The 23,861-nt window shown below is 70.1% G+C and carries 22 protein-coding genes; 12 read left to right on the top strand and 10 right to left on the bottom strand.

Annotated features, from left to right (window positions below):
- Positions 1–48: 48 nt before the first annotated feature.
- The 3 genes from ACN28F_RS01935 to ACN28F_RS01925 all read left to right on the top strand — a co-directional run bounded on the left by ACN28F_RS01935 (position 49) and on the right by ACN28F_RS01925 (position 3,597).
- Positions 49–1,008, top strand: a complete 960-nt coding sequence (locus tag ACN28F_RS01935) for a tyrosine-type recombinase/integrase (RefSeq protein ID WP_289206431.1) — start codon at positions 49–51, stop codon at positions 1,006–1,008.
- Between the two features lie 448 nt (positions 1,009–1,456).
- Complete coding sequence (locus ACN28F_RS01930; RefSeq protein WP_289206430.1) at positions 1,457–2,167, top strand: hypothetical protein; 711 nt, start codon at positions 1,457–1,459, stop codon at positions 2,165–2,167.
- 686 nt (positions 2,168–2,853) lie between these two features.
- Positions 2,854–3,597, top strand: a complete 744-nt coding sequence (locus ACN28F_RS01925) for a transposase (protein ID WP_421356902.1) — start codon at positions 2,854–2,856, stop codon at positions 3,595–3,597.
- Here ACN28F_RS01925 and ACN28F_RS01920 read toward each other — a convergent pair.
- The 5 genes from ACN28F_RS01920 to ACN28F_RS01900 form a co-directional block, all read right to left on the bottom strand.
- Positions 3,487–4,347 carry a hypothetical protein gene (locus ACN28F_RS01920; RefSeq protein WP_421356901.1) on the bottom strand — a complete coding sequence of 287 codons (861 nt, stop codon included), beginning with the start codon at positions 4,345–4,347 and terminating at the stop codon, positions 3,487–3,489. The genes ACN28F_RS01925 and ACN28F_RS01920 overlap by 111 nt on opposite strands.
- Complete coding sequence (locus ACN28F_RS01915; protein ID WP_289206427.1) at positions 4,344–5,030, bottom strand: SitI3 family protein; 687 nt, start codon at positions 5,028–5,030, stop codon at positions 4,344–4,346. Before ACN28F_RS01915 ends, ACN28F_RS01920 begins: the two co-directional genes overlap by 4 nt.
- A gap of 1 nt (position 5,031) precedes the next feature.
- Positions 5,032–5,844 carry a class I SAM-dependent methyltransferase gene (locus ACN28F_RS01910; RefSeq protein WP_421356900.1) on the bottom strand — a complete coding sequence of 271 codons (813 nt, stop codon included), beginning with the start codon at positions 5,842–5,844 and terminating at the stop codon, positions 5,032–5,034.
- Between the two features lie 72 nt (positions 5,845–5,916).
- The gene (locus tag ACN28F_RS01905; RefSeq protein ID WP_421356899.1) at positions 5,917–6,726 is read right to left on the bottom strand and encodes an ABC transporter permease; all 810 of its coding nucleotides are present in this window, start codon (positions 6,724–6,726) and stop codon (positions 5,917–5,919) included.
- Positions 6,723–7,304: an ABC transporter substrate-binding protein gene (locus ACN28F_RS01900; RefSeq protein ID WP_421356898.1), complete on the bottom strand. Its 582-nt coding sequence runs from the start codon at positions 7,302–7,304 to the stop codon at positions 6,723–6,725. The genes ACN28F_RS01905 and ACN28F_RS01900 overlap by 4 nt, the downstream gene beginning before the upstream one ends.
- Before the next feature lie 31 nt (positions 7,305–7,335).
- On the opposite strand from ACN28F_RS01900, the gene ACN28F_RS01895 reads away from it, so the two are divergent.
- Positions 7,336–7,965, top strand: a complete 630-nt coding sequence (locus ACN28F_RS01895) for an ABC transporter permease (protein ID WP_289210983.1) — start codon at positions 7,336–7,338, stop codon at positions 7,963–7,965.
- A 104-nt stretch (positions 7,966–8,069) separates the two neighbouring features.
- Here ACN28F_RS01895 and ACN28F_RS01890 read toward each other — a convergent pair whose 3' ends face one another.
- Positions 8,070–9,266, bottom strand: a complete 1,197-nt coding sequence (locus tag ACN28F_RS01890) for a hypothetical protein (RefSeq protein ID WP_421356897.1) — start codon at positions 9,264–9,266, stop codon at positions 8,070–8,072.
- Between the two features lie 187 nt (positions 9,267–9,453).
- Complete coding sequence (locus ACN28F_RS01885; protein ID WP_289206422.1) at positions 9,454–10,275, bottom strand: HARBI1 family protein; 822 nt, start codon at positions 10,273–10,275, stop codon at positions 9,454–9,456.
- Positions 10,276–10,448: 173 nt separating this feature from the next.
- Between ACN28F_RS01885 and ACN28F_RS01880 the strand changes: the two genes are divergently transcribed.
- The 4 genes from ACN28F_RS01880 to ACN28F_RS01865 all read left to right on the top strand — a co-directional run bounded on the left by ACN28F_RS01880 (position 10,449) and on the right by ACN28F_RS01865 (position 15,030).
- Positions 10,449–11,375, top strand: coding sequence for an endo-1,4-beta-xylanase (locus tag ACN28F_RS01880; protein ID WP_289206421.1), 927 nt, complete (start codon positions 10,449–10,451; stop codon positions 11,373–11,375).
- Between the two features lie 129 nt (positions 11,376–11,504).
- Positions 11,505–13,079, top strand: a complete 1,575-nt coding sequence (locus ACN28F_RS01875) for a DUF4139 domain-containing protein (RefSeq protein ID WP_421356896.1) — start codon at positions 11,505–11,507, stop codon at positions 13,077–13,079.
- A 99-nt stretch (positions 13,080–13,178) separates the two neighbouring features.
- The gene (locus ACN28F_RS01870; protein WP_289206419.1) at positions 13,179–14,090 is read left to right on the top strand and encodes an ATP-grasp domain-containing protein; all 912 of its coding nucleotides are present in this window, start codon (positions 13,179–13,181) and stop codon (positions 14,088–14,090) included.
- 142 nt (positions 14,091–14,232) lie between these two features.
- On the top strand, positions 14,233–15,030 hold the full coding sequence (locus tag ACN28F_RS01865) for an SAM-dependent methyltransferase (protein WP_289206418.1): 798 nt from the start codon (positions 14,233–14,235) through the stop codon (positions 15,028–15,030).
- 3 nt (positions 15,031–15,033) lie between these two features.
- On the opposite strand, the gene ACN28F_RS01860 is transcribed toward ACN28F_RS01865, so the two are convergent.
- Complete coding sequence (locus ACN28F_RS01860) at positions 15,034–15,684, bottom strand: nucleoside/nucleotide kinase family protein (protein ID WP_289206417.1); 651 nt, start codon at positions 15,682–15,684, stop codon at positions 15,034–15,036.
- Between the two features lie 135 nt (positions 15,685–15,819).
- On the opposite strand from ACN28F_RS01860, the gene ACN28F_RS01855 reads away from it, so the two are divergent.
- From ACN28F_RS01855 to ACN28F_RS01845, 3 genes are all read left to right on the top strand, one after another.
- Positions 15,820–17,214, top strand: a complete 1,395-nt coding sequence (locus tag ACN28F_RS01855; RefSeq protein WP_289206416.1) for a family 43 glycosylhydrolase — start codon at positions 15,820–15,822, stop codon at positions 17,212–17,214.
- A gap of 58 nt (positions 17,215–17,272) precedes the next feature.
- Positions 17,273–18,727, top strand: a complete 1,455-nt coding sequence (locus ACN28F_RS01850) for a glycoside hydrolase family 43 protein (RefSeq protein WP_421356895.1) — start codon at positions 17,273–17,275, stop codon at positions 18,725–18,727.
- Between the two features lie 124 nt (positions 18,728–18,851).
- The gene (locus ACN28F_RS01845) at positions 18,852–19,838 is read left to right on the top strand and encodes a diacylglycerol/lipid kinase family protein (RefSeq protein WP_289206414.1); all 987 of its coding nucleotides are present in this window, start codon (positions 18,852–18,854) and stop codon (positions 19,836–19,838) included.
- A gap of 47 nt (positions 19,839–19,885) precedes the next feature.
- Here ACN28F_RS01845 and ACN28F_RS01840 read toward each other — a convergent pair whose 3' ends face one another.
- Both ACN28F_RS01840 and ACN28F_RS01835 read right to left on the bottom strand, forming a co-directional pair.
- Positions 19,886–21,973, bottom strand: a complete 2,088-nt coding sequence (locus ACN28F_RS01840; RefSeq protein WP_289206413.1) for a glycogen debranching N-terminal domain-containing protein — start codon at positions 21,971–21,973, stop codon at positions 19,886–19,888.
- Positions 21,921–22,358 carry an SCP2 sterol-binding domain-containing protein gene (locus ACN28F_RS01835; RefSeq protein WP_289206412.1) on the bottom strand — a complete coding sequence of 146 codons (438 nt, stop codon included), beginning with the start codon at positions 22,356–22,358 and terminating at the stop codon, positions 21,921–21,923. The genes ACN28F_RS01840 and ACN28F_RS01835 overlap by 53 nt, the downstream gene beginning before the upstream one ends.
- Positions 22,359–22,638: 280 nt before the next feature.
- On the opposite strand from ACN28F_RS01835, the gene ACN28F_RS01830 reads away from it, so the two are divergent.
- Entirely contained in the window at positions 22,639–23,853 is a 1,215-nt protein-coding gene (locus tag ACN28F_RS01830; RefSeq protein ID WP_289206411.1) for a S8 family peptidase, read from the top strand.
- Positions 23,854–23,861: the final 8 nt, after the last annotated feature.

Genomic DNA, 23,861 nt, shown 5'->3' with positions numbered 1-23,861 from the left:
CCCGGTCTAGCACGCCGCTGTTGAATTACAAAACTCGGGCAGGTTGCCATGGCACTGTTGGATCTTCAGAAGCTGACCGGAGGACTGTCCCGGACGTGGGCCGGGTTCCTGCGGGACTGGGACCGGTCGCTGCGTTCGGGGAACTATCCGGAGACGACTCGGTACAACTATCTCCTCGCGGCGGCGCAGCTGGCGCGGTACCTGGGGGAGCACTCGCCGGACCCGGACGCCGACGACGGCGCAGCCGACCCGTGTGTGGTCTCCAGGGCGCACGTCGAGGCGTTCCAGGCGTGGATGGTGGAAACCCGCTCGGCGTCGACGGCGCTGAACAAGTACAAGTGTCTGCAGCAGTTCTTCCGCTGGTTGCAGGGCGACGAGCAGGTCATCGACCGCAATCCGATGGACCGGCTGCGGCCGCCGAAGACGCCGACCAAGCTGGTGCCGGTGCTGGGTGAGGCGGACACGGCGAAGGTGCTGCAGGCGTGTCGGGGCAAGGGGTTCGTCGGCCTGCGCGACGAGGCGCTGGTCCGGTTGTACGCCAACACCGGCGCCCGTCTGTCGGAGGTGGGCATGCTGCTGGTCTCCGACGTGGACATGAACACCGAGTCGGTGCACTTCCACGGCAAGGGCGCCAAGGACCGGCGGGTGCGGTTCGGGCCGAAGACCGCGCGGGCCCTGTCGCGGTACCTGCGCGCGCGGGACAACCACAAGGGCGCCGCGTCGCCGAGCCTGTGGCTGGCCGACCGGGGCGCGGCGCCCTTGACTCCGAACGGCATCAAGATCCGGCTCAAGCGGCTCGGCGCCGCCGCCGGGGTGCCGGATCTGCACGCGCACCGGTGGCGGCACAGCTTCGCGCACGAGTGGAAGCTGGCCGGTGCGGACACCGGCGATCTGATGCTGCTGCTGGGCTGGGCGTCGGAGGACATGCCGCGCCGGTACGGGGCCAGTGCCGCTGCCGAGCGGGCGATGGCGACGCAGCAGCGCATCGGTATCGGCGAACGCGTGTAGGTAGGTGGTCGGCGCGGCGCGTACAGGATGGCGGGTCCTGCGCGCCGTGCCGTCCGGGTGGGTGAGCTGCCGCGGGCGTTGCGAAGGAGGGTAAGAGATGACCTGCCCGCCCCGCAGCGCCGCGCGTTGGCCGCCGAGCTGACTGGCCTGTCCGAGGCGTTGTGGCGCTGCTACACCCACCCAGCCAGCGCTGCGGACAACCTGGACGTCAACACCGAGGGGTGGCGGCGCGCGCAGACCAGGAACGGGTTCGCGTCCGTGGCCGACCACATCCGCCGACCGAACCTTCCAGACGACCACGACAGCCTCCTGGTCTCGTACGACCCGGTCGAGGAGCTAGCGCACCGGGTGGGTCGCTGCCTGCACCGCGCCGCCGACGCGGAACTGTCCGCTGTGGTGATCGCTGAGGTGGAGATGGAGCTGGCCGCTGTGGAACGCGCGGAGCTGGGTGACCTGTCCGGCCGAGCGGTGCAGGCCGTGCCTGACCCGGCAGGACGCCTCCCCGGTACAGGTCGCCGCCGCCGACCAGGTTCTCGCGACCAACCCGCTCGGCAGCGACGAGCTGTTCCTCGAGCTGGACCCGACGTCGGCGTGTGTCGCCGCGGCGCACTGGCTGCAGGCCGCCGCGGACGCGGCGGCGGAGTTGTCCGGGATCGCCGCGACCGCCGTGGTGACGGAGGCCGACAACATCGAGGCGTTGCCGCACGAGACACCCACCGCCGTCCTCGAGCTGATGGAGATCGGCCTGTCACCGACGGCTGCGGTCACCAGCCTGATCGGCGACGCCGTGGCCCTGGCCGAGGGCGAGGCACCTGACGTGTACGAGCTGCGGAAGAAGATCGAGGAAGCCGAGGACGACGCCGAACGGTACGGACAGGACGAACCGCATTCGACGGTCGGGTTCCGGAAGATTCGGCTGACCACGTTGAATCCCCGCAGGCCGGCCCGGGACATGCTGGAAGACCTGCTGTCCGGAATCCGGGGCTGCTGGCTGCTCTACCAGGAGTACGCCGAGATACCGGGCGACCCGACCGACGAGGACGACGACACGCAGACGTCGAACGGCGACCTGGACGACGCGATCGACGCGGGGTTCTGCGACGCGGTGCGGGCCAGGGCGGCGGGCGCCCGGCAGCGGCTGAACCTCGACGGGCGTTGACCGGCCTCCGCCACCGACCCGGACCACTGGCCGTCGGTAGATTCGGGCGACACCCCGCAGCATCCATGCGCGTGGCTCGTCGGGCAACAGCAAGGGGGGCGCAGCCTAGGGTGCCAGGGGAGGGACGACGGCTGGGGTCTACCGAGTCTGAGGAGAGGAACCCCCGGGTGAGTCTGGCCGGCAGCGACAGGAACGTCGCCGACGTCAGGTGCCCCGTAGGCGCGTCGTGGCGACTCACGGTTGAGTCGCGGTCCGTTGTCGCCGTGGCCGTTTGGGTCGCGGTCACGTCACTGGTGCGGACCGCAGGGACGGCTGGGTCGGGACAGCACGACCTGCGCCGGAGCGGTCGTGCTCGTCCAGTTCAGGAGCCTTACCCTGCCATCGCGCCGAGAGTGATGATCAATTAGCGCTGCGGTCGCAGGCTCGTATCCCAGGGGTGGCCAGAGGTGGCACCGAGCCGTCCTCGTCTGGCTCGGCGAAAGCGAGGACAGCACCGATCTTCCCGTCGGCGAGGCGCAGTCGGCCGGAGGCCGACAACCGTCGTCTTGCCTCCTCGGCCCAGGCCGCGAGGGCCTTTGCGTCGATGGTCCCGTCCGGGCCGGTGCCGGGACTGCGTAGATTTCCGTGTTTGACCTGGGAGTGGTCCGTTGGACAGGAGGTCGATCCTGTCCAGGAAGGACCACGTCATGGCAGACAAGAAGAACCCGGTTCAGCTTGCGGAGCCGATGACGGCGGAGCGGGAGTTCGCCCAGCAACTAATCGAGCGGGCCAAGGCCGACGGAGTCTCGTTGGTCGGACCGGGTGGGCTCCTCACCGGGATCACCCGCACCGTCCTCGAGTCACCGCTCGACGCCGAGATGGACGCCCACCTCGACACCGCCGGTGTCGACGAGGAGACCGGTCGGCGGACCAACATCCGTAACGGCCACGGGGCCACGACGGCGCAGACCGAGGTCGGGCCGGTGCGGATCCAGGTCCCCCGGAACCGGGCCGGGTCGTTCACCCCGCGGATCGTGCCCAAACACGCTCGCCGCCTCGACGGCTTCAACGAGGCCATCCTGTACCTGTACGCCAAGGGGTTGACGACCGGGGAGATTGCCGCCCACCTGACCGACGTGTACGGCGCTGACGTGTCCCGGCAGCTGATCAACCGGGTCACCGACAGCGTCCTGGCTGACATGGAGGCCTGTATGGGCGGCGCGGTCGATTCTTGCGGGAGATCGACATGGTTCCGCGCCGCCCACATCAGGTTACTGGTCTCGTACCTGGTTGATCTCGGGTGCCGGCCCGGCCGTGGCCTGAGCCGGGACGTGAGGAAGTCACGTGGTGGGCTTGCCGCCGAGGGGTGCGGCCGGCGTGGCGTGGTGGTAGCGGGGGTGTATGGCAGGTGGTTGTCGGAGGAGGTAGCGCAGTGCGGACGCGGCGATTGAGGGGAGGTAGCCGGCGGTGCGCCACTGTGGGTCGCCGTCGAGGTGGTGGCCGGCGGCGGTGAGCCCGGTGTGGATGCCGGGGAGGTGGGCCGCGCCCCAGATCATGACGGTGTCGTCGGTGGTTGTCGTGGCGGCGTCGAGGGCGAGTGCGGTGCGGGTGTCGGTGAGGACCTGGGTGACGGCCCGCATGCGGGGGTCGCGGTGGGGCCGGGGTACGGCGTTCTTCGCGGCCAGGGCGGCGATCATGCGCGTGCTGATTGCGAAGAAGGCGTAGACGCGGCTGAGTCGCCAGACCTGCTGGTCGGGCCAGTCGAACAGGGCGCGGCGGGTGGTGAGGTAGTGGGTCATGGCGTCGGTGCCGGCGTGGCGGATGACGTCGAGGTCGGTGAGGTCTTTGCGTTGCCAGGTGGGGTGGTGGAGCAGGCTGGGTTGGCGTACCCAGCCGAGGGGAGCCATCCGGACGGTCTCGAGGTCGCGGAGGGCGTTGAGGTCGTCGAGGACGGCCTGCTCTGCCTGGGTGGGGTTGTCGCCGGGGGTCTGGTACTGGGCGTTCTCGTAGTGGACGACGTATCCGTCGTGTTGGTAGCGGTCGATGTCGTGCAGCAGCTGGTGGTAGTAGGCGGGCTCGGCGTAGTGGTGGGTAGCGACGACGATGATTCGTTGCCCGCTGTCGGGGTGGCGGTAGGCGCTGAGCGGTGTCTGGAGGATGAGGCGGCGGCGGCCGGTGGTGAGTCGGAGGTAGGGGGTCATGTGCTGGTTGTCCTCGGTGCGGGTGGGTGGGCGCGGTCGGTGGTGAGGATGGTGAGGATGTCGGACAGGGCGATGGGGTCCAGGTCGAGCACGATCTCGTGGTGTCGGGGGTCGTAGTCGACGTTGACGACGCCGACGAGGTAGTGCTCGCCAAGGCGGACGCTGACGGGGTTGGTGCGGCGTCGGGCGAGGAGCGCGATGATCTGCTCGCGGTTGAGGGTGTCGCCGCGGAAGGTATGGCTGGTGGGCATGCTTCGGCCGGGGATCGCCTGGCGGTACCAGCGGAGGGTGGGAATCTCGTGCCAGCCGGGCCAGTCGGTGTTGATGGTGGTCCATCCGTCGCGTTGGCGCAGGACGATCTGTTCGTGGTGGACGAGGGTGGCGTCGCCCGGATGCGCTCGCAGGAGGGTGACGACGCTGTTGATGATGTCGGCGGTTTCCTGGTCGGCGTTGGTGTGGTGGGGCCGGTGGCGGTAGAGCAGTTCGAGGCGGGCGTTGTGCTGGCCGTAGGAGCCAGCGAGGTTGTCGTCGTCGTCGGGGTGTAGGGGCCAGGCTTCGACGGTGATGCCGTCGCGGGCGACGCCGATCTCGACCGGTTCGGCGTGCAGCACGGTTCCGACCAGGTTCAGGACGATGGCGACCGGTGCGGTGGCGGTGGTGTAGAGGCGGTACTCGGCGGCCATGTCAACTGCCGGTGGGGACGCGGCCGACGTGGGACAGGGCGAGGTTGCCTTTGACCACCAGGTCGGTGTGGAGCAGAAGCGTACGGAAGGCGTCGATGTCGTCGGGAGTCATGCCGGCGGCGACGAGCCGGTCGCGGATGACTCCGGCGGTGGCGTAGGGCAGGAGACAGCCGGCCTGTCGGCCGGTCCAGGTGCCGGTGTGGCCGGTCGTGTCGACGTGCAGGCCGAGGGCGCGCATCGCGTGGTGGGCGTGGCGGCCCCATGTCAGGTCGTTGCCGGAGCCGGTGAGTACAGCGCCGAACGCCCGGTGGTAGGCGGCGAAGAGCCGGTCGGCCTCGTCGGGGTCAGGGGCGGACAGTACGGAGCTGCGCCAGGTGGGTTCGAACTCCTCGACGATGAGCAGCCCGCCGGGGGTGAGGGCGTCGACGAGCCGACCGAGTACGGCGGTGCGCTGGTCGGCGGGCAGGTGCGCGAGGAGGAGCCGGACGTGGATGAGGTCGTAGCCGTCGTCGGGTAAGGGGTCGGTGACGATGTTGTGGCGGATCAGCCGGACGCGGGGGCGTCGGCGGCTCGGGGTGAGGTCGATGTCGGTGGCGGTGACGTCGCCGTGCGGGGCCATCTCGGCGAGGGTCGCGGCGATGCAGCTGGCGCCGACGGCGACGACGAGGCATCGGGCGTCGGCGCGGACTCCGACGCGGCGTAGCTGCCGGCGGGAGAACGGGTCGAGCATGCCGGCCAGGGCGTCGAGCATGACCGCGTTGTCGTCGCGGGTGTCGGGTGGGGCGTCGCCGAACAGGTAGGTGGACGTGGTCACAGCTGTCTCCTTCAAACATTAGGGTCAGCGGGCATGGCCTGGACCCGTTGGACGGGTGAGCGTGCCCGGGGGTCAGGCGGTCGTGTGGCGGATCCACGGCGCTGCCCGAGTGCAGGCGGCGGTGAGGAGCCCGTACATCGCGGTGCTCATGGCGGCGAGGACCGTGATGGCGGCGAAGGCCATGTCGGCGCGGGTGCCGGCGTTCTGGATGACGACGCCGAGCCCGGCGAGCCCGCCGAACAACTCCGACACGACGGCGCCGATAAGGGCGAGGGGTAACGCGATCCGCAGCCCGGAGCACAGGTGCGGTAGCGCGGCCGGTAGCCGGACCTTGACGAACGTCTGCCAGCGGGACGCGGTCAGGGATCGGGCCAGCTCGACCAGCTCCGCCGGGGTGGCCGTCAGGCCGGTGGCTGTCGCGAGGGCGATCGGGAGGAAGCACATCAGCCAGACCAGGACGATCTTCGGGCCGGCGCCGAAGCCGAGGGCGATGATCAGCACCGGCACCAGGGCGGGTTTCGGTAGCACGCTGAGGACCAGCAGGGTCGGGGTGATTGCCCGCGCCAGTGGCCGGGACATCGCCAGGACAGTGCCGAGCATGACCGCCGTGCCGGCGGCGAGCGTGTAGCCGGCCATCGCCGTGGTGAGGGTGACGGCGGCGTGGTGGAGCAGGTAGCCGGGCTGGTCACGGATCACGGCGGCGACCGCGTACGGCGGCGGCACAACATAGTCGGCGACGCCGGACACCTCGACGGCGGCCCACCAGACGGCGACCAGCCCGGCCACACCGAGGACCGGCGGGCAGGCTCCGGCGACCACCGTCCGCAGCCGGGCCGTGGCTGCCGAGGCGAGACCAGGCGTTGGCGGCGTGGGTCGGTTCATTCGACGAGGTCGGGGGCGATGATGTCCGGCGGCGTCAGCCCAGCGGGTATGGCCCCGGCACCGTGCAGGATCGCGATGTTGCGGGCCACCCTCGCCTCGTCGAAGTGGCCGAGGCGTCCTTCTGCCGGGGTGACGTAGCCGCGCAGCGCGGTCAGCTCGGCGGTAGCGAGGTGGGCCTGCTGGCCCTGCGTCTCTGGCTGTGCCGCGTACGCCTTGCCAGCCGGCTCGGGGTCCTGCATGCAGTAGACCAGACCGCGTAGCAGCGCCCGGTTGAACCGGCGGACCACGTCGGCACGGTTGGTCGCGGTCGCTGTGGAGACGGCCATCGCCGAGCCGTGCAGGTCACCGATCCAGTCGACGAACGGCAGCACCGACAGGTCCTGCTTCGCGACGGACCGCACCGACTCCACCGCCGGCACGAACTGGCTGATGGCGTCGACTCGTCCTTCGGCGAGCAGCGCCGCGTGCTGGGCCGGCACCGGGTTGCTCACCCACTGCACACCCGAGGGGTCGAAACCGGCCAGCTGCGCGTACGTCGGGAACAGCACATGGTTGATGCCGCCCGGCAGGTACGACAACCGCCGGCCCGCCAGGTCAGCCGGCGTGCGGATGCCCGACGACGCGTTGACCGATGCGCTGTTCGACGCGCAGAACACCGGTGTCCCGGCGGCCGAGGCGCAGCGGTACGCCCAGGCGGCCGTCTGGTTCGACCCGGCCGCGACCGACGAGCAGATCAGCGCACTGAAGGACCGGCTGGCCGACGCCGGCTACACCGGGAGCACGGTCGCCGATCAGCTCGGCGCGTTCCGTACCGTCATCGACGGCATCGTCTGGGTGCTGAACGCCTTCGCGGTGATCGCGCTGCTGGCGGCGAGCTTCGGGATCGTCAACACCCTGTTCATGTCGGTGCAGGAGCGGACCCGTGAGATCGGCCTGATGAAGGCGATGGGCATGGGCTCGGGCAAGGTGTTCGGCCTGTTCAGCCTGGAGGCCACGTTCATCGGTTTCCTCGGCAGCGCCATCGGCGCGGTGCTGGCGGTCGCGGCGGGCACCGCGATCAGCAGCGCACTGGCCGGCAGTTTCCTCGCGGACCTGCCGGGGCTCACGCTGATCGCCTTCGAGCCGGTCTCCATCGCGGCGATCATCGGCCTGGTGATGGCGATCGCGTTCCTGGCCGGCACGCTGCCGGCGTCGCGGGCGGCCCGGGCTGACCCGGTCGACTCGCTGCGCTACGAGTAGCCGCAGCTGGCAGGTAGGCCACCGGACGCACGAGGTGCCTGGCGGGATGGAACTCCCGCCAGGCACGTCGCCGTTTCGTCAGGGTCAGTCGGGCCGACCGTGGATCAGAGCCGGAAGTACGAGTTGGTGGTGGAGCTGTTGTACGGGGAGTAGGTCCAGTAGTGGTACATCAGGCCGAGCTGGCCCCATTTGGACCGTACGTAGTTGCCGGTGCCGACCCAGATGCCGGAGTGGTCGTCACTGGCGTACGACAGTTTCATGTTGGAGAACCACTGGTACGGGATCTGCCAGCGGGTATAGCTGCCGTCCTGCCAGTAGCGGTCGTCCCCGGGGGTGTTCATCCACCGGTCGTTCGCGCTGGAGGTGCTGTACCAGGCGTACGAGTGGCAGTTGTACTTGCGCGAGGCGTTGCGTTCCCGCGACGCCGACGGATAGTTGGTCGCCACGTAGCTGTTGTAGCTGCTGATCTGGGCGCTGGTCAGCTCGGACGTCATGGTGATCACCGAGACGGCCGAGCCGTTGGGGGTGTAGGCGGTGCTGGCGTAGTCCAGCGTCCCGACGTCGTCGCTGACCGGGTGGGCGACGCTGGGGTCGGCCAGGTGCGCCCGTACGGCCGCGACGGTGGTTTCCACCGCGCCCGGCCGCAGCTGCACAGCTTCGCGCAGCAGCTCCGAGCGGGACCAGTCCCAGCTCTCCCGGGTGGCGAGCGCGCGACCGAGCAGCACCGCGGTCGGTTCCAGGCCGGCCTGGCCGTACGTCGTGGCGTCGGTCTGCTTGGCCCGGTGTACGGCGAGGCCGAGCCGCAGCAACTCCTCGGACTGCGCGGCGGTGAGGGTGGCGAGCACCTGCGGCTGGGCGAGGACGGTCTCCAGTTTCCACACGGCCAGCGCCCGGTCGCCGGCGTCGGCGAGGGACTCACCGCCGCGGGCCGCGACGTTCAGGGTCCGGTAGCGCGTGAGCAGTTCCTGGCCGGCGTCGGGGCGGCGGAGCAGTTCCTGTAGTCCGGTGAAGCGGGCGGTGACGGTCTCGAAGCCGTGTTGGACGCTGTTGAAGGCCAGGGCGTCGGGCAGCAGCGGGTACGCCAGGACGGCGTCGACGAGCAGCGGGGTCCGCAGGACGGCGGCGGTCTTGGCCGGCATCTGTACGGCGTCGACCATCTCCTGGTGGCTGCCGAGCGCGCGCCACTGCGCGGAGCCGGGGGTCACCTGGTAGGTGAAGGGTCGGTCGGCGGCCGAGACCGGGGTGCCGGGCGTGAGGGTGGCGACGAGGGCGCGCCGGGTCAGGCGGGCAGGACGGGACATCCGTGATCCTCTCGACGAAGAACGGGTGCGGCACCATCATGATTCAGATACTTCGATTGATGCCGACTTCGAAAAGGTAACAAGATCCACAATGGATTGTGATGTCCGGGCGCAAGCCAGAGATGGTCAATGTCAGTGAGCCTTTGCGAGTAACGGTTCGCGACTGGGTGTAGTGCCGGTACTCGGCTCAGGTGGTTCGGTTGTGCTCGATGTGGAGGATGACCAGTGCCGCAGCGACGATGTTCCCGATCTTCCACGGGCACAGGCTGACGTTACGTAAGGCCTTGAACGTCGTCTTGAGCAGGCTGTTCCCGCGTTCACCGACCGCGCGGAGCCGGTTGTGGGCGTGGTTGAACGTCTGCTGCAGGTCGGTGAGCTCACCGTTTTTGGGCTTCTTGAACGCGACGGCGATGGTGTCGGCTTCGCCTTCGTAGCCGAGGTCGGCCAGGGTCCGCATGTTCTCGCGGATCTCGGTGAGGGTGGTCAGCAGGCCGGGGTGGGCGCGCAGGCAGCTGGTGTCGTGTTCCCGGCCGGGGCGTACCGGCGAGGTCCACAGCGGCCAGCCGTCCGGGGCGGTCAGGACCTGGATGTTGCCGCCGTGGTTCTTGTGCTTGGCCGACCACCACAGGTCGACGCCGGGGGTGGGACCCGGGGTGGCGATCCGGTCGGTCTCGATCAGGGTTCCGTCGAGCAGGACGTGGTCGTAGCCGGCGGCCTTGGCCGCCGGCAGCGCGCCGTGTAGGCCGGGTGCCTGGGCGGTCAGGACCGTGATGGCCTCGTGCAGGTGGGCGTACCCGGTGGACAGGCTGATCGTGTTGTCGCGGGCCAACTGGCTCATCCGGGTGCCGTCGAGCAGCCAGCGCAGGACCAGCACGGCCTGGCGGAAGCAGGTCAACACCCGCCGTCCCCGGCGGGTGCCGCGCCGGAGACGTTCGGCGTGCAGCAGTCCGGAGAGGTGGAACACGGTCTCGTCGCGTACGGGCAGCGTTGCGGTATAGGTGATACTCATGAGCGGCGCGGGACTCCGGGGTCGTGGTCTGTGAGAGGAACACTTCGTACCGGCGTTCCGCGCCCTCATCGTTCATCCCGGCTCACCAGGGCGATTCCCACACATCTTGACCGTTCCGGACACCGCGCCCGGTGATCAGAGCCTTACCCGGAAAGGCTCAGTGGCCGCACAGCATGAACCGGGACGCCAACGGTGACGGTGACTTCTTCGACCCCGGTGACACCGACGTCATCCGGGACTCGTTCATCCGGGCCAGGCAGGTCGTGCAGGCCGGCGGGCTGTCCACCAAGCTCTGTATCAACGACTACGACGTCGAGGGCCTGACGGTCCGGGGCGGTACCCCGAACCGCAAGTCCGACGCGCTGTACGAGATCGTCCGTAACTACCGGCAGTACATCGACTGCGTCGGGTTCCAGGCCCACTTCAACGACAACCCGAACAGCATCATCACCGACGACCTGCAGGCCAACATCCAGCGCTTCGCCGACCTCGGCGTCGAGGTGCACCTATCCGAGGTGGACATCGACGACGACCTGAGCAACAACGACATCGGCGCGGGTCAGGCGGAGAACTACCGTAAGGTCGTCCGGGCCTGTCTGAACGTCGAGAAGTGCACCGGCATCACCGTCTGGGGCATCTCCGACAGTGAGTCGTGGCGCTCCTCGGAGCGGGGTCTGCTCTTCACCGGCGGTAACGGCAACTACCAGAAGAAGGCCGCCTACCATGCGGTCCTCGACGAGCTGAACAAGGGCCGCACCGTCGTCACTCCGCCGCCGACGACCGCGCCGCCGACGACCCCGCCGCCGAACCCGTCCGGCTGCTCGGCCACCGTCTCGCTGAACTCCTGGCCCGGTGGCTTCGTCGCCACCGTACGGGTCACCGCCGGCAGTTCGTCGATCAACGGGTGGAGCGTCCAACTGACCCTGCCGTCCGGGGCCACCGTGACCAACGCCTGGAACGCCAACCGCAGCGGCAACAGCGGCACCGTCCGGTTCAGCAACGTCAGCTACAACGGCGCGGTGGGCGCCGGCCAGTCCACCGAGTTCGGCTTCCAAGGGACCGGGACAGCGACCGGTATGACCCCGGTCTGTACCGCCTGAACGCCTCCTGTCCTGGACGGGCCGTCCGGGCCCGTCCAGGACAGGGAGAGCACCCGTCACACCGCACTGGGGCCCGGCGCGACACGGGGACCGGTCGGCCGCAAGCGTGATTCGACTACTCTCGCCGCCGTGGACACCACCAAGGTCGAGGCGCCCGTCGTCGGCGTCACCGTATATCCCGACCGGGCCCGGGTGACCCGGCGCGGCGGGGTCCGCCTGGCCGCTGGTCGGCACCGGGTACGGGTGGCTCCGCTCCCGCTCGGCCTGCGCCGGGACTCGGTCCGGGTCGGCGGTCGGGGCCCGGCCACCGTGCTCGGCGTCGACGTGACCACGTGGCGACAGGCCCGCAGCGGCGACGCGCAGGTCGTCGGCCTGGAGCGGCGTCGCCGTGAGCTGGCCGACGAGTTGGCCGGGGTCGACGACGCGGACGGCATCGAGCAGCAGCGTGGGGAGTTCCTGGCGAAGTTGGCCGAGCGGGCCGGGGGCACCTACGCCCGCGCGCTGGCCGCCGGCGACGCGACGCCGGGCGACGTGGCCGACTTCACCGACGCGGTGGCCACTCAGCTCACCGACTCGCGGGCCCGTCGCCGTGGCCTGGCCCGTCGGCGTACCGAACTGACCGAGGAACTGGCCGCCGTCGGGCGGGATCTCGCCGCCGCGCAGGGCAAGCGTGAGCCGGACCAGTTGGCCGTCGAAGTGGTCGTGGCAGTGGATGCCGACGATGCCGAAGTCGAACTGGAGTTGACCTACCTGGTGGAGGGGGCCAGTTGGCAGTCCTCCTACGACCTACGGCTGGTCGAGGACACCGTGACGGTCACCTGGTTCGCAGTGGTCAGCCAGAGCACCGGCGAGGACTGGCCGGAGTGCGAACTTCAGCTCTCCACCGCCCGGCCGGCCGCGACGACGGGGGTGACCGAATTGTCGCCCTGGTTTCTCGACCGGCTCCAGCCGGCACCTCCGCTCGCGGTGTCGGCGGACATGCTGGCCGGGATGCCGACACCGAGCGGGGCGGCGGCCAGCGGCCGGGTCCGGTCCGCAGCGGCCCGGCCACGGCTGCGGGAGCGCGTCGCCGACGTCGCCCAGGGGGTCAGCGCGGCCACGTACCGGCCGGCCCGGCCGGTGGCGGTGCCGGCCGACGGCAGCACACACCGGGCCACCGTCGCCGTGTTGGAGCTGCCCGCCAGGCTGGACCACGTCACGACGCCGGTGGTCACCGCTGAGGCACATCTGCGGGCCACGGTACGCAACACCTCGGAGCACACCCTGTTGCCTGGGCCGGCAGCGGTGTTCCACCACGCCGACTTCGTCGCGTCCGCCAGGCTGCCGATGTGGGCGCCGGGTGAGGAGACCAAGTTGGCGCTGGGGGTGGACGACCGGCTCAGGGTGGAGCGGAAACTGCATCGGCGTGTCGAGACCAAGGCAACGCTCGGGTCGACCCGACGGCGTGAGGTGGAGTACCGGATCATCGTCGGCAACCACACGACCCGCCCCGCGAACGTGGAGGTGCGCGATCAGCTTCCGGTGGCGCGTGACGAGGCGGTGGTGGTCCGGGAGACGGTGGTCGTACCGCCGCCGGTCGAGCGTACGGAGCTCGGTGAGTTGACCTGGCGGCTGTCGCTCGCTCCGGGCGAGATCGGCGAGATAGCGCTGGGCTTCCGGGTGGAGCTGGCCAAGGGGGTCGAAGTCGCCGGCTGGCGCGAGTAGCCCACGGCACGGTGCCTGCTGCCGGTGCCGATCCGGAGCGGGATGGTTCCTGAAGATCCGGAGCGGGATCGTTCGCGACAACATGAAAGGGACGCCGTCATGCCCCTGTCGGACCCGCAGGTCCTGCTCGCCTCCTGTACCGCGCTGCCGGAAGGCGACGGCGACGAGGCGGAACTGGTCGACGCACTCGGCCATCGGGGAGTCGCCGCCGCGTGGCGACCGTGGGGTGGTCCGGTCGCCCCGCAGACCCTGGTCGTGCTCCGCGCCACCTGGGACTACCCGGACCAGCCCGCCGCCTTCCTCCGGTGGTGCGCCGAGGTGCCGCGGCTGGCGAATCCGGCTGAGCTGGTGCGGTACAACGCCGACAAGCGGTACCTGCTCGACCTCCAGTCGGCGGGGGTGGCGACCATCCCGACGACCGTCGTCGACCCCGGCGACCCGGCGGCGGACGCACCGGAGTCGATCGCAGGTGGTGCCGAGTACGTCGTGAAGCCGGTGGTCGGCGCGGGGTCGCGGGGTGCCGGGCGGTTCGGGCCCGGAATGGCGGACCAGGCCCGCAGCCTGATCCGGTCACTGCACGAGCAGGGGCTCGCCGCCCTCGTGCAGCCCTACCAGCAGGCGGTGGACACCGATGGTGAGCAGGCCCTGGTCTTCGTCGAGGGTCGGTATTCGCACGCGTTCTGGAAGGGACCGATGCTGGCCCGAGGTGCCGTCGACACCGTGGGCGAGCTCTACCTGGCCGAGCGCCTCGCCGCCACGACGCCGGACAGGGCGACGCGCGCGTTGGCGGAGCGCGCACTCGCGGTGGTCGCGCGCCGGGGTGGGGTGGTGCCGGAGCAGTTGCTCTACGCGCGGGTGGACGTGGTACGCGGCACGGGTGGCCCGTTGGTGCTGGAGGTGGAGTTGATCGAGCCCAGTCTCGGATTCCGGTACGCCGACAGCGCCGCTCTGGACCGCTTCGCCGACGCGATCGTCGCCCGCGTGAACGGTTCCACTCTCAGCACTGGATGACCGAAGTTTTTCGGTCCAGAGTGGGCGGTTCCGCAGTGGCGTGGTTAGGATGTCCTGTCGTCGACACGTGCCCAGCCGTACCGGGGTGCGGTAGGCGTCGCCGGGTCCGACCCCGGACACCCCACCCTCCAGGAGCCGTGACATGTCCGACACCGACCCCGAACTCGCCTCGAAGCTCCAGGTCGACGTGCCGCATGCCGCGCGGATGTGGAACTACTGGATGGGCGGCAAGGACAACTTCCAGGCCGACCGGGATGCCGGTGACGCCGTGGCCAGCGTCTACCCGGAGATCGCGGTGATGGCCCGGCAGTCCCGGCGGTTCCTCATCCGCGCCGTGCGGTTCCTGGCCGCCGAGGCTGGTGTCCGGCAGTTCGTCGACGTCGGGACGGGGCTGCCGACGATGCAGAACACCCACGAGGTGGCCCAGGGCGTCGCGCCGCAGTCGCGGACCGTCTATGTCGACAACGACCCGTTGGCGCTGGTGCACGCCCGGGCCCTGCTGACCAGTTCGGGCGCTGGCGGAGCGGTCACCTACGTGGACGCGGACTATCACGACCCGGAGCGGATCCTCGCTGGGGCGAGGTCGGTGCTGGACCTGCGGGAGCCGACGGCGGTGCTGTTCATGGGGGTCCTTGGGTACGAGCCCGATCTCGACGTTGTCCAGTCCATCGTGGATCACCTGATGGGCACCGTCGCGTCGGGAAGCTTCCTCGTGTTGTGGGACGGCACCGACACCAGTCCTGCGGTGGTACGGGGTGCCGAGAAGCTGGTGGAGAGCGGGGGAGTGCCCTACGTCCTGCGCAGTCCTGAGCAGCTCGCCGAGTGTTTCGAGGGTCTGGCCCTGGTGGAGCCGGGCCTGGTGCCGATCACCCGGTGGCGGTCGGACGACCCGGACGCTGGCCACATCGACGCCTACGGCGCGGTGGCCCGTAAGCCCTGACGGTCACCCGGTGGTCGGGCCGAGCGGCCCGATCCTGGCCATGTCGATGTCCAGGTCGGCTCGGTCGCGGCTGCTGCTGATCAGTGCGGCGTTCGGGTCGTCGACGGCTCGGACCCAGTCGCGGGCGGCCTGTTCGGACTTGCCGAACTCGACGTGCCGGCGGACGAGCCGGTCGCGACGAAGGTCGTCGTCGAGGTGGCAGTACCACACCTCGGCCAGCTCGGCGCGGACCTGCGGCCACGGCGGCTCCGCGGCGAGCAGGTAGTTGCCCTCGGTAACCACCAGGCGTACCTGTGGGTCGACCGGGATGGTGCCGGCGATCGGCTGTTCCAGGTCGCGGGCGAAGCCGGGAGCCCAGATGGTCCTGTCGTGGTCGGCCCGGATGCGGCGCAGCAGCGCCAGGTAACCGTCTGCGTCGAAGGTGTCGATGGCGCCCTTGCGGTCCCGGCGGCCGAGTTGGCTCAGTGCGGCGTCGGACAGGTGGAACCCGTCCATCGGCACGGCGGCGACCGCCTCGCCGTGGCGGGTCAGTTCGTCGACGAGCGCCGCCGCGAGGGTCGACTTGCCGGCGGCGGGGCAGCCGGTGATGCCCAGCACGTGCCGGCCCTCGGTCGGCACGAGCCGACGGGCGTGCGCGACGAGTTCAGCGAGCATGCGTCAGCCTAGCTGCCGATCGCGGGCCCCCATTGACAGGACTCCGTGTCCCAGTTAACACTGTCGATCTCAGCTGGCAATTTCGTCGTAACTGCCGCCGATCGTGATTGTTAACGCAAACATAGGAGTGTCTGGATGCGACACCGCGTTGGCCCGGTCCTGGCGGCGATGCTCTGCCTCGCCGTGATCGCCGGCACCGGTGCACCGGCCGGCGCCGCGCCGCTGCCGACCGGGACGCACTCCCTGGAATCGGTGAACTACCCCGGGCGGTACGTTCGCCACCTGAACCAGGCCGTCCAGCTCGAACCGGTCACGCCTGCCAGCCCGGTACAGGCCCGGCTCGACGCCACCTTCACCATCGTCAGCGGGCTGGCCACCCCGGACTGCTACTCGCTGCAGACCCGCGACGGACTGTTTCTGCGACACCGCGACTGGCTGTTGCGGGTCGACGTCAACACCGGCGACGCCGCCTTCCGGCGCGACGCCACCTTCTGCCCGGTCGACGGGTCGGTCGCCGGCACCGTCGCGCTCGCGGCGTACAACTATCCGACGCACCGGATCCGGCACCGCGACTTCGGTCTCCGGCTCGACGCGTACCAGGACTCCGCCAGCTTCCGGGCGGACAGTTCGTTCCGGCTCGCCCCGCCGCTCGCGCCGGCGACCAACCAGGGGCCGGCCATCCCTGGGCTCTTCGCCGACCCGCACCTGACGATCTTCAACGGCCGGTACTACCTGTACCCGACGACCGACGGCTACGCCGGCTGGGCCGCCCCGTACTATCAGGCGTTCTCCTCACCGGACCTGGTCAACTGGACCGCCCACGGGGTGATCCTGGACCACGGTCCCGACGTGTCGTGGGCCGACGACTCCGCCTGGGCGCCGGCGGTCGCCGCCCGCGACGGCCGCTACTACCTCTACTTCTCCGGGGGTGCGGCCAGCGGCGACCCGGTCAAGCACCTGGGCGTCGCCGTCGCCGACACCCCGACCGGACCGTTCCGCGACGCGCTCGGCCGGCCGCTGATCCGGGGCGGCCAGTACTCCGGTCAGGCCATCGACCCGATGGTCTTCACCGACGACGACGGCCGTTCCTACCTGTACTGGGGGCAGGGCGCCGCACGGGTCGTCCCGCTCGGCACCGACATGGTCTCGTTCGATCCGGCGCAGGTGCGCCTGATCACCCCGGCTGGCTACAACGAGGCGCCGTTCGTCTTCAAGCGAAACGGCACCTACTACTTCATGTGGTCGGAGAACGACACCCGCAGCGAGGACTACCAGGTCGCGTACGCCACCGGGCCGTCACCGCTCGGCCCGTGGACCGCCCGGGGTGTGGTGCTGCAGAAACGCCTCGTCGACGGAATCAAGGGCACCGGACACCACTCGGTGATCCGGATTCCCGGCACCGACACCTGGCGGATCGCCTACCACCGGTTCGCCGTACCGGCGGGCAACGGCACCAACCGGGAGATCGTCATCGACCCGCTCGAGTTCGCCGCCGACGGCACCATCCGCCCGATCACCCCCAGCCGCTGACCGGACCTCAAGCCAGCCAGACCCAAGTCCGACCCGAGCCCACCCCCTGGGAGCACCGATGCCACGAACCGCCGCGCGGCTGGGCGCCATCGCCCTCGCCGCCTGCCTGCTGTTCACCTCCTGGACCGCTGTCACCCCCCAGCGGGCCGCCGCCCTCGACCCGTTCACCGGATACCTCATGGTCCACTTCACCGGCGAGTCGGCCAACGGTGAGCAGATCCACCTGGCCCACAGCACCGACGGGCTGCGCTGGACCGACCTCAACAACGGCGGGCCGGTCCTGCTCTCCACGGTCGGTACCCGGGGGGTCCGTGATCCGGTGATCATCCGGTCGCCGGCCGGCGACCGGTACTGGATCATCGCCACCGATCTGCGGATCGCCAGCGGTACGTCGTGGAACGACGCGGCCAACCGGGGCAGCACGTCGATCGTCGTCTGGGAGTCGAACGACCTGGTCAACTGGTCGCCACCCCGGCTGCTCAACGTCGCCGCCGGCATCGCCGGTGCGGGTAACGCCTGGGCGCCCGAGGCCATCTGGAACCCGGCGACCGGCGACTACGTCATCTACTGGGCGACCAACTCGTCGCGCGACGGAGTGACCAAGCACCGGATCTGGTACGTACGGACCAGCGATTTCCGCACCGTCACCAGCCCGCAGCTCTACATCGACCGGGGCAGCGGCCAGGGCATCATCGACACCCAGATCATCGAGGTGCCGAACAACGTCGGCGGCTACCGCTACTACCGGGCCTCGGCCGACGGGCACATCACGATCGAGGCGAGCAGCTCGATCCTCGGCGGCTGGACGACCCTGGGTAACCTGTCCCACCTGGGCATCTCCAACGGCACCGGCGGCGGCAACGTCGTCGAGGGGCCGATGTGGGCGCAGTTCAACGGACGTAACGAGTGGGTGCTCTGGCTGGACCAGTACGCCACCGGGCGCGGCTACCTGCCGCTCACCTCGACCAATCTGGGCAGCACCCGCAACTTCCAGATCCGGTCGGACCAGAGCATGGGCGGCACCCGTAAACGCCACGGCTCGATCCTCAACCTGACCGCCGCCGAGCAGTCCCGGGTGCTCGCCCGTTGGGGCTCCACCGTGCCGGTCAACCGAATCCAGTCGTACAACTACCCCGACCGCTACGTGCGGCACGCCAACTTCGACGTGCGCATCGACGCCACCGTCAGTCCCGCTCAGGACGCCCAGTTCCGGCTCGTGCCCGGTCTGGCGGCCAACTCCGGGTACGTGTCGTTCGAGTCGGTCAACTATCCGGGTCACTACCTGCGGCACTACGGCTACGACTTCGTCCTGGCCGCCAACGACGGTACCGCCATGTTCGCGGCGGACGCGACGTTCCGTCAGGTGGCCGGCCTCGCCGACGCCGGCTGGTCGTCGTTCCAGTCGTACAACTATCCGCAGCGCCACATCCGCCACTACGGCTACCAGTTGCGGCTCGACCCGATCACCGACGCCGCAGGCCGTGCCGACGCGACCTTCCGGGTGACGAGTTGATCATCACGACGCGCGCTGATCACCGGTGACCGGATCACCGTGACCGACCGCCGACCGGCTGGCCAGTCGACCGCTGCGCAGCGGTCGACTGGCCAGCCGGTGCCCCGTCGGCCAGACTGACCCGGTGGATGAGCAGACATCGGCGGTCCGGTCCGCCGTCGTGGTCAACCCGGCGAAGGTCACCGACCTCGACGGGCTACGGGCGACGGTCGACGGCGCACTGACCGAGGCGGGCTGGGCCGCGCCGATGTGGCTGGAGACGACGGTCGACTCGCCGGGTGAGGCCCAGACCCGCCAGGCCGTCGACGCCGGGGTCGAGGTGGTGCTCGCCTGCGGCGGCGACGGCACCGTGATGGCCTGCGTGGCGGGCCTCGTCGGTTCCGACGTGGCGCTGGCCATCCTGCCGGCCGGCACCGGCAACCTGCTGGCGGCCAACCTGGGACTCTCCACCGACCTGACCGCCGGCATCGAGGTCGCGGTGGAACGGGCCACCCGCCGACTCGACGTGGGCCGGCTCGACGACGGCCGCTACTTCGTGGTGATGGCCGGCATGGGGTTCGACGCGAAGATGCTCGGCGCGACGTCCGAGCAGGCGAAAGCGAGGATCGGCTGGCCGGCGTACGTCGCGGGGGCGCTGCGGCACCTGCGCGACCGGCCGATGTCGGTACGGGTCCAGGTCGACGACCGGCCGCCGGTGGCCACCCGGGCGCTGACGGTCCTCGTGGCCAACGTCGGTCGGCTGCAGGGCGGGGTCACCCTGCTGGCCGACGCCGAACCCGACGACGGGCAGCTCGACGTCGCCGTACTGACCCCGCGGACCCTTCGGCACTGGCTGGCGCTGGGCTGGGCGGTGCTGCGGCGGCGCCAGCGGGTGCCCCGGATGCAGGTGCACCGGGGGCGGACCGTGTCGGTCGTCAGCGACCGGGTGCAGCCCCGTGAACTCGACGGCGACCTGATCGAGCCCGACCGTACGTTGCGGGCCACCGTACAGCCGGCGGCACTGCTGCTGTGCGTACCGGTCCCAGCGCAGGATCCGGACCTCGCCGTCGACGCGGACGCCGCCGCCCGGCGCGGCGAGCGGCTCGTCGACCGGGCCCGCACCGACCAGTGAACCGGGCCGGTATCTGACCGGTGGCCCCGGGACCACCGGTCACCGGGTCACCGGTTCTCGCCGTGTCCCAACCGGGCGAGCAACCGGGTGTGGTTGCGGCGGCGGTGCTCGGCCCGCCGGCCGAGCGCGTCGGCCCGCCCCCACCGCCCCGGTACGTCGAGCAGTTCGATACGGGCGATCGACGACGGCAGGCACGGGTCCACCCCGAGATGGTCGTGGTACGGCGTGAGGCCGAGCATGGTGCGCAGCAGGAGCAGTACGGCCCCGGCCGACCAGCCCTGTGGACTGCACGCCGTCGGGTACTCGACCGGATAGCCGGTCAGGTCGCGCCGGTAGCCCGCGAACGCCTCCGGCAGCCGGCCGTCGAAGTACTCCGACGCCTCGATCATGCCCTCGGCGATGCGTGCCGCCTCGTCGGCGAAACCGTACCGCCGCAGACCCCAGGCGATGATCGAGTTGTCGAACGGCCAGACCGTGCCGACGTGGTAGCCGACCGGGTTGTAGCGGGCCTCGGTCTCGGCCAGGGTACGCACCCCCCAGCCGGAGAACATCGCCGGGCCGAGCAGATGGTCGGCGACCTTTCGGGCCCGCGACGGCTCCACGATGCCGCTCCACAGCAGGTGCCCCATGTTCGACGCGAGCGCGTCGACCGGGGTGCCGTCGGGGTCCAGCGCGAGCGCGTAGTACTCACCGTCGGCGACCCAGAAGTCCCGGTTGAACCGGGCCTTGAGCTCGGCGGCCTGCCGTTGCAGCTGGTCGGCGTACACGGGGTCGTTCCAGAACTCGCGGGCCAGGCGGGCGCCACGGATCTTGGCGTCGTAGGCGTACCCCTGTAGTTCGCAGGTCGCTCGCGGCAGCGCGGACAGCCGGCCGTCGCGGTACGAGATCGCGTCCCACGAGTCCTTCCAGCACTGATTTTCCAGACCGTTACGGGTGTTGCGCCGCCAGTACGAGAGGTAGCCGTTGCCGAGCAGGTCGCCGTACTCGTCGATCCAGCGCAGCGCCGCGCGGGCCTGACGTTCCAGACCGCGTACGAGGTCGGCGTCGCCACTCCAGCGCTCGTACTCGTCGAGCAGGATCACGAACAGCGGAGTGGCGTCGGCGGACCCGTAGTAGGGCGTGTGCGGCTGCTCCTCGAACGCTGCGGACTCGCCGTAGCGGAACTCGTGCAGGATCTTCCCGGGCTCCTCCTCGCGCAGGTCGTCGAGGCTGCCACCCTGCAACGAGCCGAGCAGCCGCAGCACCGGTGGGGTCAGCCGGGGCAGGAACGGCATCGTCTGCAGGCTGATGAAGATGCTGTCGCGACCGAACAGCGTCATGAACCAGGGCAGCCCGGCGGTGGGTATCGGACCGGTGGCGGTCAACGACGCGTACCGCATCGCGGCCAGGTCCACCAGGCTACGCTCGTACGCGGTCTTGAGCTGCTCGCTGTCGGCGTGCAGTTGCGGGGCCCGGTCGATCCAGTGTTCCAGCTCCTGGCGCAGCTGTGGTCGGGCCCGGCGCCGGTAGGCTCCCCACACCGTGGGGGAGTCGGCGTCCCCACCGTTGAGGATCGGTTCGACCTGCAGTTCGGTGTGCCACTGGCCGCGTGGCTCCAGATGGATGTCGAAGGTCATCCCACCCTCGTCGACGTTCGCTGGCGCGGTGCTGGTCACGATGGTGTCCCGGCGGAACGTGTCGCGCTGGTAGGTGTAGCGCAGGGCGTCCCGGTCCACCTGCACCGAGGTGGTGCCGCGCTTGCGCTGCACCTCCTTGATCTCGAACAGGTCGGCGAAGTCGCTGGCCATGTCCACCCGGACGGTGATGGTGGTGGCCACGACGTCGTGGTTGAGCACCGTCAGTCGTTCGACGAATGTCGCGCCGATCGACTGTTCCCGGATCACCGAGACCTTGGCGTCGACGTAGTGGGTGGGCCGGCCCGGTACCAGGAAGAACCGGGTCTCGAAGAAGTGCAGGTCGTCGCGAGAGAGGACGTTCAGCGGCGCGTCGTCGACCCGGAGCAGCCAGGTCGACAGGAACCGGGTGTCGAACGAGAACAGTCCGGTGGGAAAGTCCGGCGAGAGGGTGACGTCTCCGCGTTCGTCAGTGACGACGAACGTGTTCCCGTCCAGGATGCTGACGGTCTTCTCGTTCATGCTCGGCGGCTCCCTTGCGGGCGAAGTCCCTCGGATGCTGTCCGGACGGAGCGTCGGCGAACAGGGCCCGGGAGATCTGGTCGGCGATCCCCAGATCCCCTTCGACGACGAGGCTGTTGCGAAACAGCAGGGGGATGAACCGGTCGTCGCCCCGGGCCAGTCGGTCGAAGGTGGTCCGGTCACTGCGGATGATCGAGTCCGGCTCGGACCCGGTCGACGACACCTGCACCTTCCCCCTGTCGAGCAGGACAAACCAGCTCGTGGTGCGGCCGTCGTCGAGCACGTCCAGTCGTACGGTGCCGCGCATCCGGGGCGGCAGCCGGTTCACCACCGCCGGGTCGTTGCGTCCCAGCAGGTCGAGCGCGTCTTCGATCGTATCGGCCACGGTGCCGCACCCTCCCGTTCAGAGCGTCACCTGGCGAACCTAGGCCGGGCGACGACGGCCGCACATCACCCGGTCCGGGTGAAAGCGCACCCGCCGTGAGCCGGTCAGCGGGCGGTCCGGTGACCGGGTGAGCCGGTGGCCCGGCGATCGGGGTGAGTGGTGCAGGGCCGATCGGTCGACGAATCCGCAGCAACGGATCTCCTACCGGGCGGCCCGATCGATATAGCCTGCCGTCAACGCGAATGATCATCTATCGGATGGTCCGCCTAGAGGAGGCTCTGTGTCACCAGCACGTCTACGGCGCCTGCGACGCGCCGTGGCCGCCGGCAGCATCATCGCGACGACCGTCGTGGCGACTCTGGCCGTACCGCCATCGGCGGCGATGGCCGCCGGCGGCCCGTACCGCGCCGTCGCGGTGCCGGTCACCACCCCGCGGGCGGCGTCGGACGTCACGGTCGTCGCTGACGCCTACGTCGTGACGATGCGGCCCGGAACCGACGCGACGGCACCGGTACGCGCGTTGCGAACCACCGCGACCAGGTACTTCCGTACCGCACTCAATGGATTCTCGGCCCGGCTGACCGCTGCCCAGGTCGCCGAACTGGCTCACAACGGCAACGTGCTGCGGATCGAGCGGGACGTGTTCCAGAGCGACGTCGTCGATGCTGTCCAGACCGATCCGCCGTCCTGGGGTCTGGACCGGATCGACCAGGTGGGACTGCCGTTGTCGGCCAGTTACCGCTACACCGCGACCGGAGCGGGGGTGCACGCCTACGTGATCGACTCGGGCATCCAGGCCGATCATCCGGATTTCGAGGGGCGGGCCCAGTTCGTCCACAACACGATCGACGACAACGACGTCGACTGCAACGGTCACGGGACCCATGTGGCGGGGACGCTCGGTTCGGCGACCCACGGCGTGGCCAAGAACGTCCGGCTGTACGGGGTGAAGTGGCTGGACTGTTCCGGGGGTGGGACGTTGTCGGCGGCGATCGCCGCGGTGGACTGGGTGACCGCCAACGCGGTCAAGCCGGCGGTGGCGAACGCCTCCTGGAACTACACCTACAGCGCGACGCTGGCCACCGCGCTGACCCGGATGATGGACAGCGGTGTGTTCCTCGCCGCGTCGGCCGGCAACACCGGGGCCGACTCGTGTGACCGGTTGCCGCGCAATCTCGCGGCGACGCTGGTGGTCGGTGCCTCCACCTGGACCGACGCCCGGGCCAGCTTCTCGTCGACGGGATCGTGCGTGGACATCTACGCCCCGGGATCGGCGATCGTGTCGACCTATCCGACGTCGACCACCAGGTCGGTCAACGGTACGTCGATGGCTGCGCCGCACGCGACCGGGGTCGCTGCGCTGTACAAGTCGATCTACGGTGACGTGCCCCAGTCGACGGTGCACAACTGGATCGTGGCCAACGGGGTCCCTGGTGCGGTCTCCGGGAACCTGGCCGGCACGCCGAGTCTGCTGCTGAACAAGCGCTGGTTGTGACGCGGCCG

Source organism: Solwaraspora sp. WMMA2101 (genome assembly GCF_049179175.1).
Classification (GTDB): domain Bacteria; phylum Actinomycetota; class Actinomycetes; order Mycobacteriales; family Micromonosporaceae; genus Micromonospora_E.
Note: the sequence above shows the minus strand (reverse complement) of the source record. Positions and strands in the feature narration are given on the sequence as shown.

Bases quoted from the DNA above. Each gene is read 5' to 3' on its own strand.
- ACN28F_RS01925 (WP_421356902.1), top strand. From the start codon at position 2,854: ATGGCAGACAAGAAGAACCCGGTTCAGCTTGCGGAGCCGATGACGGCG.
- ACN28F_RS01895 (WP_289210983.1), top strand. From the start codon at position 7,336: ATGCCCGACGACGCGTTGACCGATGCGCTGTTCGACGCGCAGAACACC.
- ACN28F_RS01905 (WP_421356899.1), bottom strand. From the start codon at position 6,726: ATGAACCGACCCACGCCGCCAACGCCTGGTCTCGCCTCGGCAGCCACG.
- ACN28F_RS01870 (WP_289206419.1), top strand. From the start codon at position 13,179: ATGCCCCTGTCGGACCCGCAGGTCCTGCTCGCCTCCTGTACCGCGCTG.
- ACN28F_RS01920 (WP_421356901.1), bottom strand. From the start codon at position 4,347: ATGACCCCCTACCTCCGACTCACCACCGGCCGCCGCCGCCTCATCCTC.
- ACN28F_RS01860 (WP_289206417.1), bottom strand. From the start codon at position 15,684: ATGCTCGCTGAACTCGTCGCGCACGCCCGTCGGCTCGTGCCGACCGAG.
- ACN28F_RS01915 (WP_289206427.1), bottom strand. From the start codon at position 5,030: ATGGCCGCCGAGTACCGCCTCTACACCACCGCCACCGCACCGGTCGCC.
- ACN28F_RS01890 (WP_421356897.1), bottom strand. From the start codon at position 9,266: ATGTCCCGTCCTGCCCGCCTGACCCGGCGCGCCCTCGTCGCCACCCTC.
- ACN28F_RS01865 (WP_289206418.1), top strand. From the start codon at position 14,233: ATGTCCGACACCGACCCCGAACTCGCCTCGAAGCTCCAGGTCGACGTG.
- ACN28F_RS01840 (WP_289206413.1), bottom strand. From the start codon at position 21,973: ATGAACGAGAAGACCGTCAGCATCCTGGACGGGAACACGTTCGTCGTC.
- ACN28F_RS01880 (WP_289206421.1), top strand. From the start codon at position 10,449: ATGAACCGGGACGCCAACGGTGACGGTGACTTCTTCGACCCCGGTGAC.
- ACN28F_RS01885 (WP_289206422.1), bottom strand. From the start codon at position 10,275: ATGAGTATCACCTATACCGCAACGCTGCCCGTACGCGACGAGACCGTG.
- ACN28F_RS01935 (WP_289206431.1), top strand. From the start codon at position 49: ATGGCACTGTTGGATCTTCAGAAGCTGACCGGAGGACTGTCCCGGACG.
- ACN28F_RS01855 (WP_289206416.1), top strand. From the start codon at position 15,820: ATGCGACACCGCGTTGGCCCGGTCCTGGCGGCGATGCTCTGCCTCGCC.
- ACN28F_RS01850 (WP_421356895.1), top strand. From the start codon at position 17,273: ATGCCACGAACCGCCGCGCGGCTGGGCGCCATCGCCCTCGCCGCCTGC.